This is a genomic window from Lacibacter sediminis (genome assembly GCF_014168535.1).
In the GTDB taxonomy this organism is placed as follows: domain Bacteria; phylum Bacteroidota; class Bacteroidia; order Chitinophagales; family Chitinophagaceae; genus Lacibacter; species Lacibacter sediminis.
The window spans coordinates 2,082,875-2,097,794 of the sequence record NZ_CP060007.1 but is presented as its reverse complement, the minus strand read 5'-3'; the positions used below and the strand labels follow the sequence as shown (position 1 = coordinate 2,097,794).

11 protein-coding genes are annotated in these 14,920 nt (G+C 38.3%); 6 read left to right on the top strand and 5 right to left on the bottom strand.

From position 1 onward, the window contains the following. Window positions 1-27 precede the first annotated feature (27 nt). Together H4075_RS08920 and H4075_RS08915 are read left to right on the top strand one after the other, a co-directional pair. The gene (locus H4075_RS08920; RefSeq protein WP_182806046.1) at window positions 28-2,535 is read left to right on the top strand and encodes a YfhO family protein; all 2,508 of its coding nucleotides are present in this window, start codon (window positions 28-30) and stop codon (window positions 2,533-2,535) included. A gap of 1 nt (window position 2,536) precedes the next feature. Further along, window positions 2,537-3,646 carry a glycosyltransferase family 4 protein gene (locus tag H4075_RS08915; RefSeq protein ID WP_182806044.1) on the top strand — a complete coding sequence of 370 codons (1,110 nt, stop codon included), beginning with the start codon at window positions 2,537-2,539 and terminating at the stop codon, window positions 3,644-3,646. A 24-nt stretch (window positions 3,647-3,670) separates the two neighbouring features. Here the strand turns inward: H4075_RS08915 and H4075_RS08910 are convergent, their stop codons facing one another. Genes H4075_RS08910 through H4075_RS21755 form a run of 3 tightly spaced genes read right to left on the bottom strand, consistent with a single transcriptional unit; the run spans window position 3,671 to window position 6,285 of the window. Beyond that, entirely contained in the window at window positions 3,671-4,546 is an 876-nt protein-coding gene (locus tag H4075_RS08910) for a glycosyltransferase family 2 protein (RefSeq protein ID WP_182806042.1), read from the bottom strand. Window positions 4,547-4,548: 2 nt separating this feature from the next. Further along, window positions 4,549-5,691, bottom strand: coding sequence for an NAD-dependent epimerase/dehydratase family protein (locus H4075_RS08905; protein WP_182806041.1), 1,143 nt, complete (start codon window positions 5,689-5,691; stop codon window positions 4,549-4,551). Then, window positions 5,692-6,285 (bottom strand): acyltransferase, encoded by a 594-nt coding sequence (locus H4075_RS21755; protein ID WP_182806039.1) that lies wholly within the window; start codon window positions 6,283-6,285, stop codon window positions 5,692-5,694. Window positions 6,286-6,441: 156 nt separating this feature from the next. Here H4075_RS21755 and H4075_RS08895 point away from each other — a divergent pair, with 156 nt between their 5' ends. Beyond that, complete coding sequence (locus H4075_RS08895) at window positions 6,442-7,320, top strand: hypothetical protein (protein WP_182806038.1); 879 nt, start codon at window positions 6,442-6,444, stop codon at window positions 7,318-7,320. A 13-nt stretch (window positions 7,321-7,333) separates the two neighbouring features. Here H4075_RS08895 and H4075_RS08890 read toward each other — a convergent pair whose 3' ends face one another. Beyond that, a complete protein-coding gene (locus tag H4075_RS08890) occupies window positions 7,334-8,086 on the bottom strand; it encodes a TylF/MycF/NovP-related O-methyltransferase (protein ID WP_182806036.1) in 753 nt (250 codons plus the stop codon). 419 nt (window positions 8,087-8,505) lie between these two features. Between H4075_RS08890 and H4075_RS08885 the strand changes: the two genes are divergently transcribed. Beyond that, window positions 8,506-9,234 (top strand): class I SAM-dependent methyltransferase, encoded by a 729-nt coding sequence (locus H4075_RS08885; protein WP_182806034.1) that lies wholly within the window; start codon window positions 8,506-8,508, stop codon window positions 9,232-9,234. Between the two features lie 264 nt (window positions 9,235-9,498). Continuing rightward, the gene (locus tag H4075_RS08880) at window positions 9,499-10,392 is read left to right on the top strand and encodes an FkbM family methyltransferase (protein ID WP_182806032.1); all 894 of its coding nucleotides are present in this window, start codon (window positions 9,499-9,501) and stop codon (window positions 10,390-10,392) included. 75 nt (window positions 10,393-10,467) lie between these two features. Here H4075_RS08880 and H4075_RS08875 read toward each other — a convergent pair whose 3' ends face one another. Then, entirely contained in the window at window positions 10,468-11,043 is a 576-nt protein-coding gene (locus H4075_RS08875; protein ID WP_182806030.1) for a collagen-like protein, read from the bottom strand. Between the two features lie 280 nt (window positions 11,044-11,323). Between H4075_RS08875 and H4075_RS08870 the strand changes: the two genes are divergently transcribed. Continuing rightward, window positions 11,324-14,860, top strand: coding sequence for a LamG-like jellyroll fold domain-containing protein (locus H4075_RS08870; protein WP_182806029.1), 3,537 nt, complete (start codon window positions 11,324-11,326; stop codon window positions 14,858-14,860). The last annotated feature ends 60 nt before the right edge of the window (window positions 14,861-14,920 follow it).

Genomic DNA, 14,920 nt, shown 5'->3' with positions numbered 1-14,920 from the left:
CCTCACTGAAACTGAAAATTTTTCTTTATGAACTTTGATTTCAAAAAGCTGATTCCCCACGCCATTGCAGTAGTTATTTTCGTTGTTGTTGCAATTGCATATTGCAAACCTGCATTAGAAGGCCAGGTGTTGAATGCACATGATAATATTGGCTGGAAAGGAATGGCGCAACAGTCGTTTGAAAAAAAAGAACAACTGGGTCATTTCCCAAAATGGACGAACAGTATGTTTGGTGGTATGCCTACTTACCAGATCGCATTGGAAGGCACACACAATGTTTCCTTTCACTATGTGAGTTATATCTTAACACTCGGCTTACCGAAACCCATCAACTTCTTTTTTCTTGCATGCCTCTGTTTTTATTTATTGGCATTGGTGCTGAAGATAAATCCATGGATCGGCATCATGGGCGCATTGGCTTATGCTTATTCAACTTATGATCCCGTTATTATTGGCGCCGGTCATGATACAAAAATGCTGGCCATCGGTTATGCGCCGCTGGTAGTTGCGGGTTTGTTACTGCTGTTTCAGAAAAAATGGTGGCTGGGAAGTGCAGCATTGGCAACAGGTCTTGCATTGCAGCTTGGAACAAATCACCTGCAAATCGTTTATTATACACTACTTATTTTAGGCGCTATCACTGTTGGTTATTTTATCGACAGTTTTAAGAAAAAAGAAATTGCATCAGCATTAAAAGCCACAGTTATTGCGGCGATCATTGGCATAATCACATTGGGCACAAATGCAATTGGAACACTCACCACATGGGAGTATGCTAAAGAAAGTATGCGTGGTGGTGTGAGCGAATTAAAGGAAACAAAAGATAAGAACACCACAAGTGGTGGCTTAGATAAGGATTATGCATTTATGTACAGTGTCGGCATAGCAGAAACATTCACCTTGTTAGTACCGGGTATTTATGGCGGCAGTAATGGTGGCAATGAATACAAAACGTCACAGTTTGCTGATGAAATGCAGAAAGTCGGTTACGCTGAAGATCAGGCACTACAATTTGCAAATGGCATTTCTTATTGGGGGCAACAGCAACCAACATCAGGGCCGGTTTATTTTGGAGCCGTTATTATGTTGCTGTTCCTGTTTGCTATGTTCTTCGAGAAAGGATGGCTCAAATGGAGTTTGTTTGCTGCAGGTTTGTTTGGGATTATACTTGCCTGGGGTAAGAATGTAGAGGCGATTAACTACTTCCTGTTCGACTATCTTCCCTTATACAAAAAATTCCGTGCGCCTTCTATGGGTCTTGTGATGCCACAACTTTGTTTTGTGATACTTGCAGTTGTTGCAGTAAACAATCTGTTGTTTGGAGATAACAGTACAGAAAAGATCAAGAAAGCATTCAAACAAACAGCTACTGCCACTGCGGCCATTGTAGCTATTCTTGGTATTCTGTATTTCTCGTTTGATTATATGTCGCCAAATGATGTACGTCTTAAAGAAAACATGGTGGGTGCTATGTTACAACAGGCAACTCAACAAGGACAGCAACCAACAGCTGAATTGCAGCAACAGGCCGAACAGTTCGGAAAAGGTTTTGTAACAGCTATTCAAACCGACCGTAAAGGTTTGTTTGCAGGCGACCTTGCACGTACAGTTATTTTATTAGCACTTGCTTTGGTTATGCTATGGCTCGCCGCAAATAAAAAATTGAAGCCATTACCTGTAATGGTCATACTGCTGCTGCTTAGCAGCTTCGATCTGTTATCGGTTGGTAAACGTTATTTGAATGATGGTAACTTTGTTGATCCATCTGACTTTGATAATGCGTTTGCAATGACAGATGCTGATAAGATGATCAAACAGGATAAAGGTTATTACCGTGTATTAAATACAACTGTTGATTTCACTAACGAATCTGTAACAGCTTATCATCATAATTCTATTGGCGGTTATCATCCGGCTAAGTTGCAGATCTACCAGGATCTGATCGAAAATCAGATCGGTAAGAATAATATGCAGGTATTGAACATGCTCAATACAAAATATTTTATTGTGCAGAACCCGCAGAATGGTCAACCAATTGCACAACAGAATCCCGGTGCATTTGGACCTGTATGGTTTGTGAAAGGAATTAAGTATGTGACGAATGGAAAGGAAGAGATGAAAGCCTTGGACAGCACAAATTTGCGTGATACCGCTGTGGTGCAAACCAAATTTAAATCGTTGATCGCAAATGAACCTGTTGCTGATTCAACTGCAAGCATTCAATTGATCGAAAACAAAAACGACATCATCAATTACGAATCAAATGCTGCAACCAACCAGTTTGCTGTATTCAGCGAAATCTATTACACGGCTGGATGGAATGCATTCATTGATGGTAAAAAAGCAGAGATCGTTAAAACAAACTATGCATTGCGTGGACTTGCTGTGCCTGCAGGCAAACATAAAATTGAATTCCGTTTCGAGCCGAAATCATACGAGCTGGGAGATACATTGAATCTTGTATCATCTATTCTTGTTTACCTGATCGTACTTGGTGGTTTGTTCATGGCCTGGAAAACAAGTAAGCAGGCATAAGATGAAGAAGGTATTGAATATTGTCCCCTATCCTTATCTTCCCTATTTCTCCGGCGGACAAAAACTCATTGCTCATTTCAATCATTATTTGGGTGAACAATGCGTTTTACATGTAGCAGGCACTGCAGATAATGATGCAGTACTTGCAGACACATATACGTTTCATCCGATTCTAAAGACGAGCCGTTTCCGTTATGCGGATATTGGTTCGTTTTTTCGCTTGCAAAAGCTGATAAAGAAAGAGCAGATCGATACTGTTATTATTGAACATCCTTATCTCGGTTGGCTTGGATGGTTATTGAAAGCAACCTGCAAGATCAAACTCATCGTTCACACACATAATATCGAATACGAACGCTTCCGCACGCTTGGAAAAAGCTGGTGGCAGGTGTTGAAATTCTATGAAAGTTTTGTGTTGCGCCAGGCTGATAAAGTATTTTGTATTACAGAAGACGACAGGCAATGGATGATCAACAACATGAAGCTGCAAGCAGATAAATGTGTTGTTGTTCCTTATGGCATTACACAAAAACAAATGCCTGCAGATAAGCTGCACTGTAAAAATGCATTGGCTGACAGGCATCATTTCGATCCTCAACATGCATTGTTTCTTTTCAATGGCCTGCTCGATTACAAACCCAATCTCGATGCATTACATGTAATTCTTGAGCAGATCAATCCTATCCTGCTTAAATCCAATCTTCAATACAATATCATTATCACCGGCAAAAGACTACCCGCCGAATTAAATGACTTGAAAGCATGGAATCATGTGCATGTTCATTATGCCGGATTTGTTGATGATATTGATTTCTATTTTAAGGCCGCAGACCTGTTTCTCAATCCAGTGCAAAGTGGCGGCGGTGTGAAAACAAAAATGATCGAAGCTATTGCATGTGGCACAACGGTGATCTCATCAGAAACCGGAGCTACCGGCATTGAGCGTTCTGTAACCGGAGAAAAGTTAATCATCGTTGCAGATAATGATTGGAATGGATTTGCTAATGCTATCCTGAAACATGCACTACAGAAAACTGAAACACCTGCTGAATATTATAAGTATTACAACTGGCAGCATATTGCTGAACAGGTAGTTACTCGCCTCGTCTGACGAAATACATAAAATCTTCTCTTATCAGACAGGATAAACCATCCCCTCTTTCAATGCCTGCACCAATTTCTTCTTTTGGTCTTTATTAAACCGAAGCCAGTAAAAAATACGGGTAAAGAACGTATACCCAATTGCGAAGTATTTTAAGAACCCTGAAAAATTCTTGCGGATAAAGTAAAGCTTATTGCGGTTTGAATAATAAATATAGAATGAAGAATCACCACCTGATGAATGAGACACTTTGTGAATGATGGTTACCGACGGATCGTAATAAAGCTGACACCCTGCTTCACATGAACGATACACAAAATCAGTATCATCATAATAAGCAAAATACTTTTCATCCATCATACCCACTTTTTCAAACACCGATGCATTAACTAACATGTAGCAAGTAGGCGCATAAGTAATATACTTCGGTACATTGTACTCCTCCGAGTCGGGTTTGTTATACCCATAATGAGTACCCAATGCCCGCCATTTCACCATTTCACCACCAGCCATCCAGATCGTTCTATCGGGGTAATAAATTTTAGGAACAATGATTTGCTCACCTTTTTCAGACAGTAACAATTGTGAGCTGAAAGCTGTTTCCTGTTCTATTTCAATATCGTTATTGAGAATAAGCACATGCGAACAACCATCTTCCAGTGCTTGCTTTATTCCAATATTATTTCCTTTTGCAACACCAACATTATCTGCGTTCTTGATATGGTTGTAAGCAGTAACCGGATATTTAGTGAGACAATCTGCAATGACTTTATTTGATCGTTCGTTTACAGAATTATCAACTAGGTACAGGATGTAGTCTTTATGCGTTTGCTTTGAAACACTTTTAAAAAAGCCATCGAGCACATCATCGCTTTTAAATAATACAGTAACCAATCCAATCTTTGCCATGCTCATTTCATTAATCCCTTTGATTTCATTTCACTGATTGATTCCTCATACTTGCTGCTTTGCACCTGTTGACCATTCACCCATTCGGTAAATTTTTTCAACCCGGTTTTAAAATCAACAGAAGGCGTAAAACCAAGCATGCGTTCAATCTTGCTGATGTCGGCATAATTATGACGGATATCACCCAAACGATAATTACCGCTTACCTGTACCGGAACCTCGCTGTTATAATATTCAACTAGTAAAGAAGCTACTTCATCAACTGTTGTAGCAACTCCTGTCCCTACATTGAACACCTCGCCATTTGCTTGTTCTTTTTCAATGCCAAGAAACGTTGCTTTCACCACATCATCAATAAACACAAAATCACGGCTCTCCTTCCCATCTTCAAAAATATTGATGGGTTTGCTATTCTTGATAAGCGTAGAAAAAATGGAAAGTATGCCTGTGTATGGATTACTTAATGATTGGCCGGGACCGTATACATTCTGATAACGGAAAGCAACGGCTGCAATACCAATTGACGAACAAACAGTCATCACCATTTGCTCCTGGTTTTGCTTTGTGATACCATAAACCGATGAAGGATGGATTTTCGACTCTTCATCGGTAGCTGTTAATTGCAAAGGGCTTGTTGCACCCGGATATGTAACGTCAAAATTACCTGCATCCATGAAAGCTGCCGTACGGTGTCCGGGATAAACAACACCCAATTCTTTTGAAATGTATTTCCCTTCCCCGTAAATAGCACGTGAAGAAGCAATCACTACTTTCTTCACATTGGTTTTAGTATTGGCAAGTATATCGAGCATAATGGCTGTGCCGCCAATGTTTACATCCACATATTTGCTTACCTGGTACATCGACTGACCTGTACCGGTTTCAGCGGCAAGGTGAACGATCACTTCATTATCTGCTATTGCATTCTGCCAATCATAAACTGAAGTAACTGTCCCTTTTATGAAATGAACTTTATCTTTTATTGACCGGTATAAAGGAGATGTTCTTTCAGCATCAATACCATGTATCTGTTCGGAGAGGTTATCCAGCACCCTTACATCATACCCATGCTGCAATAAATGCAACGCAAGGTTAGATCCAATAAAACCTGCTCCACCTGTTATTAAGACTTTACGTTTACTCATTTAAATAAATTGTCCTTCTTTATCCGTTTTGCACCACTGCTTTGTATCAAAATTATATCGCTTGATAATAACGGCCGGGCTTCCGACAGCCACACAATAATCAGGAATATCTTTTGTGACAACTGAATTAGAACCGATCACGCTGTTCTTCCCAACACTCGCCCCGATCACACAAACATTTTCACCAAGCCATGCGCCATCTTTAATGATCACAGGATTTGTTTGCTGAATGGGTTGATCGATGACAGGCAATTCAATGTTCTGATAGCCGTGCAGATTATCGCTGAGATAAACTTTATCGGCCATCAGCACTTTCTTTCCTATTTCAATTTTCGATGTAGCATAAACATGGCTGAACCGTCCAATGTAAGTTCCATCGCCAATTGTAAGTGCGGCATTGGCATCACCTGTTAAAGGTTCGCAAGCCAGCCATGCTTTATCGTTGATGTAAACATTTGAACCAATAAAAATGCGATTATGACCTGTAATTGTTGGCGAAATTAAACGGGATGAAGAACCGATCTTGCCCAGCATCAATTTGAAAACAGGATAGCGAAACAGGTAGTAAAATAATAAGCCTATTTTCCTGAGCATAGAAGTCGGTCGTTTCTTGATTGTGTTATCTGCAAAAGCCTTATTATGAGCCAAATCGCAGGTTGGCAAGGTAATACATTTCCCTTTAATCACATGGAGGACTGCTGATTACAATGCCGTAAAATAGCTACTTTTGAGGGGCACAGAAAACAGCATATGAATATTTTAGAGCGGCTCTACATTGCGGTATTTAAACAGGAGGCAAAACGAAAACTATTTACCAAAGCGCTTTCGAACGTGAGTCAGCCCGATTTGTATCCCACAACTGATCCTGATGCTGTGCACTTCAAACATTTTGGATTAGTGGGAGATATTATTTATGCCATCCCTGCAATGAAAGCTTTGGCAGGCGATAAAAAGATCCATCTTCATTTACAGATCAACCAGAAATCGTTGTACAGGAAAAGCATGAAGCATGCGAATGAAGGCAAAATACTTACAGAAAAAAGTGTGGAGATGATCGCTCCGCTTTTGCTTTCACAGCCTGAGTTTGCCGCATGCGATGTGCTTGCTGATCAAAAGATCGACTATGACCTCGATGAATTCAGAAACTTTCCTTTTGATTACAACACCAATCATATCTGTCGCTGGTATTTTCATATGTATGGAATAACAGCCGACCTTGGAAAACCCTGGCTGACTGTTGAGCCGGATAGATCGTTTGCTAATGAGATTGTAATAGCCCGCAGTTTCCGATACAGGGCACCGGGTATCAGTTATCAATTCCTCAACAATTACCCGAATCTCACATTTGTCGGCTTGAAAGAAGAGTATGAAGATTTAAGACATTCGATCCCGACGTTGAAATATAAACCCGTAAAGAATTTCCTTGAACTGGCTCAGGTAATTGCCGGATGCAAATTCTTTATCGGCAATCAGTCGTTTCCGTTTGCATTAGCAGAAGCTTTGAAAGTAAAACGAGTGTTGGAAGTCTGCTTCGAATGCCCGAATGTGATTCCTGAAGGGAAAGATGCGTATGACTTTGTTTACCAGGGGCAGTTTGAGAAAATCGTCGCTAATCTTTCGACAAAATAAAGCAACTATCCAATTATTTAATCTTCACAATCACAGCATGACCATTAAGGTTATGAATAATAATTCGATCGGACATGCTTTTTTGTTCATTGACATATTCGGTAACCCCCATGGTAGTATGAAAACCATAGTCATCAAAAACAACCATCCCCCCAATAATTAGACGATCCCATATCCAATCAACGATATCTTTTGCGGACTCATATACATCCACATCTATATGGCAAAGTCCAAACATTTCAGCCGGATCAATTTGAAAAGCGGTATCGTTCGGAAATATTCCTGTTAATATTTTGTAATGCGGATAACCAACCGCATTCATTAGAGTTTGCACAACTTCAATACTGGTATCAGCATGCTCTCCACCATTATAAAATTGATCTTTTTCAGAAGCCTTTACAATTCCGGCGAATGTATCCGCCAAGTAAAACGGTGCTTTCGCTTTCAGAAGTGAAAGTTTTTTTGCGATCACACCTGCAGTGCCACCTTTCCACACCCCAACTTCCAAAATGCTGACAGAAGCATCGATTGAAATCACCTTTTCAGTGAGTTCCCACAATTCATAGCATCTGTACAAATCACCAAGTGTGTTTTCCTTTATTCGTTTATAAATTGCCTGGAATTCAATATCACTGAGCCATGGTGCATAACTAGCATAAGGTGTTACCAACTCATACTGAAAATCACCTGCCTTAAAGCTAATCTTGGATTTATTGATCACCTGGTATCCGGCCTTTGACAAAAGACGGCTGATAATTTTTTTCATCGTTCTAATTGATTCGCTTGCAGCGGTTTTGATAAATAGTTTCCTTTCGTTGCTAAAAATGCTCGGCAAATTACCCCATTATCTATATAAAATATACAGATATCAAAATAGGCCAACAATTTATTCCCGAAGAGATATTATTTTGCACATAAATGATAGCCACTCTGTTTTACAAATTGGCAGCAAGTGCCAGGTTGTCGTTTTATCAGAAAAAACCTTGCTGGCAAAGACTTTGCAGGCCGTCAGTTGCTGCTAATGCACAAACCTCCTAGTTATTGCCTACTTTCAAAAAAATGGATACCTCGGGAAAACTATTCTTTAAAAAGATATTATCCTACATTCGCCGTTTATACGCTAATTTATTTCATAACATCAATGTTTAATAAATTATTTTTACGAAAAGCAATTCAGCATCAATTATGGACATATCTACCAATAAAGACATAAAAATAAAATCCTATTTTTCCAATCGAAATGTCGATAGTAGTTCATATGCAAACTATTCCCTTCCACGGTATCTTAGCCCCTTTTTTAATGACTCAGATAAGAATCTTGACATTCTTGATATTGGTTGTGGTTTGGGACAAATGTTAGATCATTTAAAAAAAAGCGGATTCAATAACCTCTATGGAATCGACATTAATGAAGAGTCGATAAATGAGTGTAAAAAGAAGGACCTTTCTGTAGAAAAAATTAATGACATTAGGGAATATGCTTCTAAAAGCACTATGAAATTCGATCGGATTGTTATGAGTCATGTCCTTGAGCATATCGATAAAGAAGATATAATTGATACACTAATTCACATAAAAAAATACCTCTTAAAAGATAGCGGCGTCTTTTTATTGATGGTACCTAATGCCCAGTCATACACTGGAACCTATTGGCGATATGAAGATTTTACACATTCGGTTCTTTTTACTGCAGGATCCTGTTACTATGTCTTAAAATCTGCGGGCTTTTCAAATATTGAGTTTATTGATCCTGATGGAACAAAACACATGAACCCTTTCAAAAGAATTATTATCAAACTATTTGTTGGCTTTCATAAATTGAAAGAAGATTTTTGGAATAAAATTCTGCAAACCTCATTTCACAAAACAAGTCCACGGATATACACGTTTGAATTAAAAGTGGCAGCGAATTAATTTTTTCAATTAAGTTCCGTTGGTTGTTTTAAGCACTACCTAAAAATGCACCCGAATCTCATTAACGCATCAAAATAAAAAGAAGCATAGAGACAGAAAACCATAAGTGATCAAAAGATTAACAAATATCAACAACTACCAATCCTTGAAATTTTTACAATACAAATGAGAATAGCTAGAATCTGCAATAAATTAGTTTTTCTTTTTTATTATCTCCTGAGATATAAAAACTTTAGTTTAGCATTCAATCTTGCGAACAACAATGTGCCACTACGCTGGTGTACTGATATTGTAAGAAGAGACGATATCCTTGTCTTTGGCAGAACAAATTGCAGATTACCAATTAAAGTGATTAACAAATATTACAAAAGAGGGCTACATTATATTGTAGAAATATTAAACAATACCCCTATTGATGAAATCAAAGAGACAGAAAAAGGAATCATCTTCACCGCAGGCGGCATGTCAATTTTTATAAATAATGAATCAAATGCTGGGAATTTTTATGAAATAGTATGCAGAAAAATGTATGAATATCACACAATAAGCTCCGAAAACATTGTGCTGGATATTGGGATGAATACAGGAGTGGCAAGTTTGTTCTTTGCATCTAAAGAAAACGTTACAAAAGTTTACGCTTACGAGCCTTTTGAAACAACTGTTGCAGATGCAAAAAAAAACCTGGAGCTAAATCCTCGTATTAGTAAAAAAATAACCCTCTTTAATTATGGAGTAAGTAATAAAAACACAAAAGTAACTGTACCTCTATTTGAAGACGGTTCTATGCAAGCAAGCGTAAATGAAGATTTCATCCGCATTCATCATGCTAAGGAGATTAAAAAAAATCAGACAATTCAAATTGATTTGAAAGACATAAAAGATATTCTTACGGAAATCATTAAAATTGAGGACTTAGATAACAAGGGGCTTATTTTAAAAATAGATTGCGAAGGAGAAGAATACAATATCATTGACCGATTAAATGAATGCGGTCATTTAACTACAATTTCTGCGTTATTAATAGAATGGCACCACAAGGGCCCGGATTCATTAGTAAAAACTCTAAAAGAGAACAATTTTAAAATTTTAGTATCTCCAATTACCACAGTAGACGGAACAATTATTTCGGAAGCGGGCATGCTCTACGCATTTAAATAATATGATGATTATGGATAATAAAAAAGCGATGAGCAAATATGCCCATCGCTTTTTTATTTGCGCAACTAGCCAATCCTATTTTTTATCGCTTGCGCCTTCGCTTGGGATACTAAACAGATTTGATATTTGTTCGTAAGTCATTCCTTTGATTTGATCAATAGAATAACCCACTGCAGGACCACTGGTAAAACGACCACCAGATACTGCTCCGGGAATAATAATGTAACGATATGGATAAGTAGCGTTATAATTTGAGCGAATCGTAATTACGCCGGGTGTTAAAAAGTAATGAATATAGTTACCACCCGATGTTACATAGTTTAATTGAAAAACTAAACCATCTGGATTTTTAAGATAAACATTTACTACGCCCCTGTCCATCACGGTTTGTGTAATTCCGGGAGCATTCAATATACCTTCCCAAAAAGGCCCTGTATTAGAAAAAGTAACGTTAGTCCAGTTTGAATAAATAACATTTGCAGATCCGGTTGCTCCAGTTGCGCCTGTTGCGCCGGTTGCTCCAGTTGCGCCTGTTGCGCCGGTTGCTCCAGTCGGCCCGGCCGGTCCGGCGGGCCCTGTATCACCTTTGCAACCTGAAATAAGAATCAATAACAAGCAAAAACCAGAAAGAGAATAAACAATTCTTTTCATAAATAAATGTTTTAAATGTGATTAAAGTAGCAGCAATTTTATTTTATTGATCTGTAGAAACCATCATTAAAGATCACATTAAATATAAATATTAAAACACTTCCGCAACTAAAGGATTAATAACTGTGTAATAAATACAATAACTGTGTTGCAGCCAGAACTTATGTCAACAGCAATGCTTTTACGTTAATTAATTACTATTTTAGAGTGCTAAAATGAACTTTCAATCATTTTTGTAAGAAGTACACTCTTGCAATAAATGTGCATAATTTATTTTACAATGAAACTGTACCTGATCATTTTTCTGTTGTTTTCAAATACGGTTTTCTCTCAGGTAAATCTCACACAAGGCCTTATTGCTCATTATCCATTTTCAGGAAACGCAAACGACGTAAGCGGAAACAATATAAATGGCACATTAAATAATACCACAATTACAACTGATAGAAATGGCAATGCAAACAGCGCCTATTATTTCAATGGCATCAACTCTTACATTCAATTACCATTCTCTAATCTTTACAATTTTGCAGCTCAGGATTCTTTTTCGATTTCTGTTTGGGTTCTACCTGAACAGGGAAATACCTGGCCAGCCGAAGCATTGGTGGTAAAAGCACCAGCACACCCAGATTTCACATTGTCGTTATGGAATTACGGAGTCTATCTCTTTAACAATAAGGCCATGAGTGGCTATGCTTACAATCACATTCTTAATAGCAGTACAATTCTCACGCCCAATCCATGTTGGTATAACATTATTTCAACCTATAAAAATGGAGTTTGGAAATTATATATAAATGGCAAACTCGAATCATCTGACATGTCTCAAACAAAATTTATTCTAAAAGATGGAAGTTCAAAAATTACATTCGGGAAAAAAGGAGACTCATTTGGCGATTGGTACAGAGGCAAAATGGATGATGTTAGAATTTATAACAGAGTATTAAACGATGCTGAAGCTGCTGCAATTGCTGGCACCTGTCAATATCCATGTAACAACTGGCTCAGTCTTCCTTCTTATCAATCTTATGTAAATGTTGGTGATCTTGATGTGCCTGGAAACACGATAACAGTCGAAGCCCTTTTTAGCAGAACAGCACCTTATTCAAACGGGTATAACTGGGCCGGCGATCTGGTTTCCAAACATGTTGATCCCGTTGACGTTAATTATCTATTGCGACCCAATAATGCAGAAATAACAACTACTAACGGCTACTTTACAACACCTCCAATTTGTGAAATTGAATTAAATAAAGTGTATCATGCTGCTATGGTGTATGATGGCAGTTCACTGAAATTTTACCGGAATGGTTATTTAATGAGCAGCGTAGCTGCAACTGGAAATATGTTTCAAAACAATCATCAAACAAGAATAGGACTTTACGACGCATTAATACATAACACTAACCTGATTGGATATATCAATGAAGTAAGAATATGGAATGTAGCAAGGACACAGGTTCAAATCAAGAGTTTTATGAATACATCCTTGCCAAACCCTTCAACACAAACCAATTTACTTGCATATTACACGTTCGACAACCTCTTTAATAAACAAGGAAATACTAGTTGGAATGGCACTTTAGGTGGTACTGCGTCAATAAATGCGACAAACCCTTCCTGCACTTTTACAGCCGATACATGTGCTGTTCTTCCATGCGCACAAAAGAAAGACTTTTCTTTTACACAAAATTCCTGTGTCCCATATCAATTAACCTTCGCTACTACATCTACAAATTACGATAGCATTTGGTGGAATTTTGGCGACGGCAATTCAGTTTCAGGTTCATCAACTGTTTCACACACCTATACTGCACCCGGAAATTACCAGGTATTGATGATTCAGAAATACCAAAGCTGTATTGACACAGTACGCAAAACATATAGTATAAGTATTCAAAACGACACCCAGACAATACTAACTGCTGATACTACAATATGTTTTGGTGCAACAAAACAATTACGATCTGCTCCTGCCTTAACTTATTGCTGGTCTCCTTCGACATACCTTGATAATCCGTCTGTGCAAAACCCTGTTTCTTCAGCTCCCGTTAACATTACTTATTATCTGACTTCTGAAAAGAAAGGCAATAATCTCATAGTCAATGGCAATTTCAGCAACGGTAATACCGGCTTCACATCTGCATATAATTACGCTGCAGCAAACATTACTGAGGGACAATACTTTGTAGGTGCGAGTCCACAAGGATGGAATTCTTCTCTAAGTAACTGTGGCGACCATACTACTGGAAATGGCAATATGATGCTCGTAAACGGATCACCTGCTCCTGACATTAAGATATGGACACAGACTGTAACTGTTCTTCCAAATACCAATTACTCTTTTTCTACGTGGATTCAGGCTTTGTGGCCTCCAAACCCGGCACAATTGCAATTTTCAATTAATAACAATGCTATAGGAACACTTATTACTGCAAGTTTGCCTACTTGTACTTGGACACAATTTTATACAACCTGGAATTCCGGAAATGCCACGTCAGCGACTATATCAATCATTAATAAGAATACACAGGTCACCGGTAACGATTTTGCTTTAGATGACATTTCTTTCGCTCCTATCATCATTTCTAGAGACAGTGTAAAGATCACTGTTGATACTCCGGTTATCAACACCAGTTCCGATTCCGCTATTTGCACAGGATCATCCATCCAAATAAATACATCCGGCGCTTTAAATTACCAATGGACACCCATCAGCGGACTTTCAAACACATCCATTTCAAATCCTCTTGCTTCTCCTTCTGCAACCACAAAGTATATTGTTACAGGAACAAACAGCTTTGGTTGCATAGCTAAAGACAGTATTACTGTTACCGTAAATCCAAAACCAACAATAACTCTTTCCAATGACACATTGGTCTGCGCCGGTAGTAACATACAATTGGTCGCTGGCGGAGGTACTTCTTACGGTTGGTCGCCTGTAAATACATTAAGTAACCCTTCCATTGCGAACCCTTTTGCAACAGCAACAAGCAACACAGTTTATAAGGTTACTGTAACGAATGCCGATAATTGCAGCAGCACAGATTCCGTTCGTGTGGATGTAAGGCAACCAAATACTTTCAGCATCAGCCCATCAACATCAATTTGCATTGGCGATAGTGTACAATTGGTTGCCGCTGGTGGAGATATTTATAACTGGAGCCCAACATCTTCTCTCTCTAATACAAATCTTGCAAACCCATTTGCTTATCCTTTGAACACAACCGACTATGATGTTACAATTTCAGATACACTCTGTAATATTTCTGAAACATTAACTTCAACAGTTGTTGTAAATCCATTACCGGTACTCACAACATCAAAATCAAATGATGTTGATTGCAGTAATGCAAGCAGTCAACTGAATGTTACGGGAGCTGACCAACATGTATGGATGCCATCCGGTACGCTGAACAATGCATTAATTCGGAATCCAATTGCATCACCATTAACAACAACCCAATATATTGTTACGGGAAAAGATATAAATGGATGCAGCAATACAGATAGCATCACAGTTTTAGTAACGGCTGATAATTCAGGCAACTATCTAATGCCAAATGCTTTTACACCAAACAATGATGGTATAAATGATTGCTTCGGCATTAAAAACTGGGGGCCGGTTACTGAGTTTGAATTCAGCATTTATAACAGGTGGGGAGAACGGGTATTTTATACAAAAGACCCTGACAATTGCTGGAATGGAAACTATAAAGCAACAGCACAGATCACGGGAGTTTATTCGTATATGATCAATGCAAAAAATGCATGCGGAGTAATTAAGAAAAGCGGAATTGTTACACTTATAAGATAAGAAATAGGAGTTTTTCACAGGAGGTTAAACAACGGCCTTGAAACGATAGGTAAGGCGAAG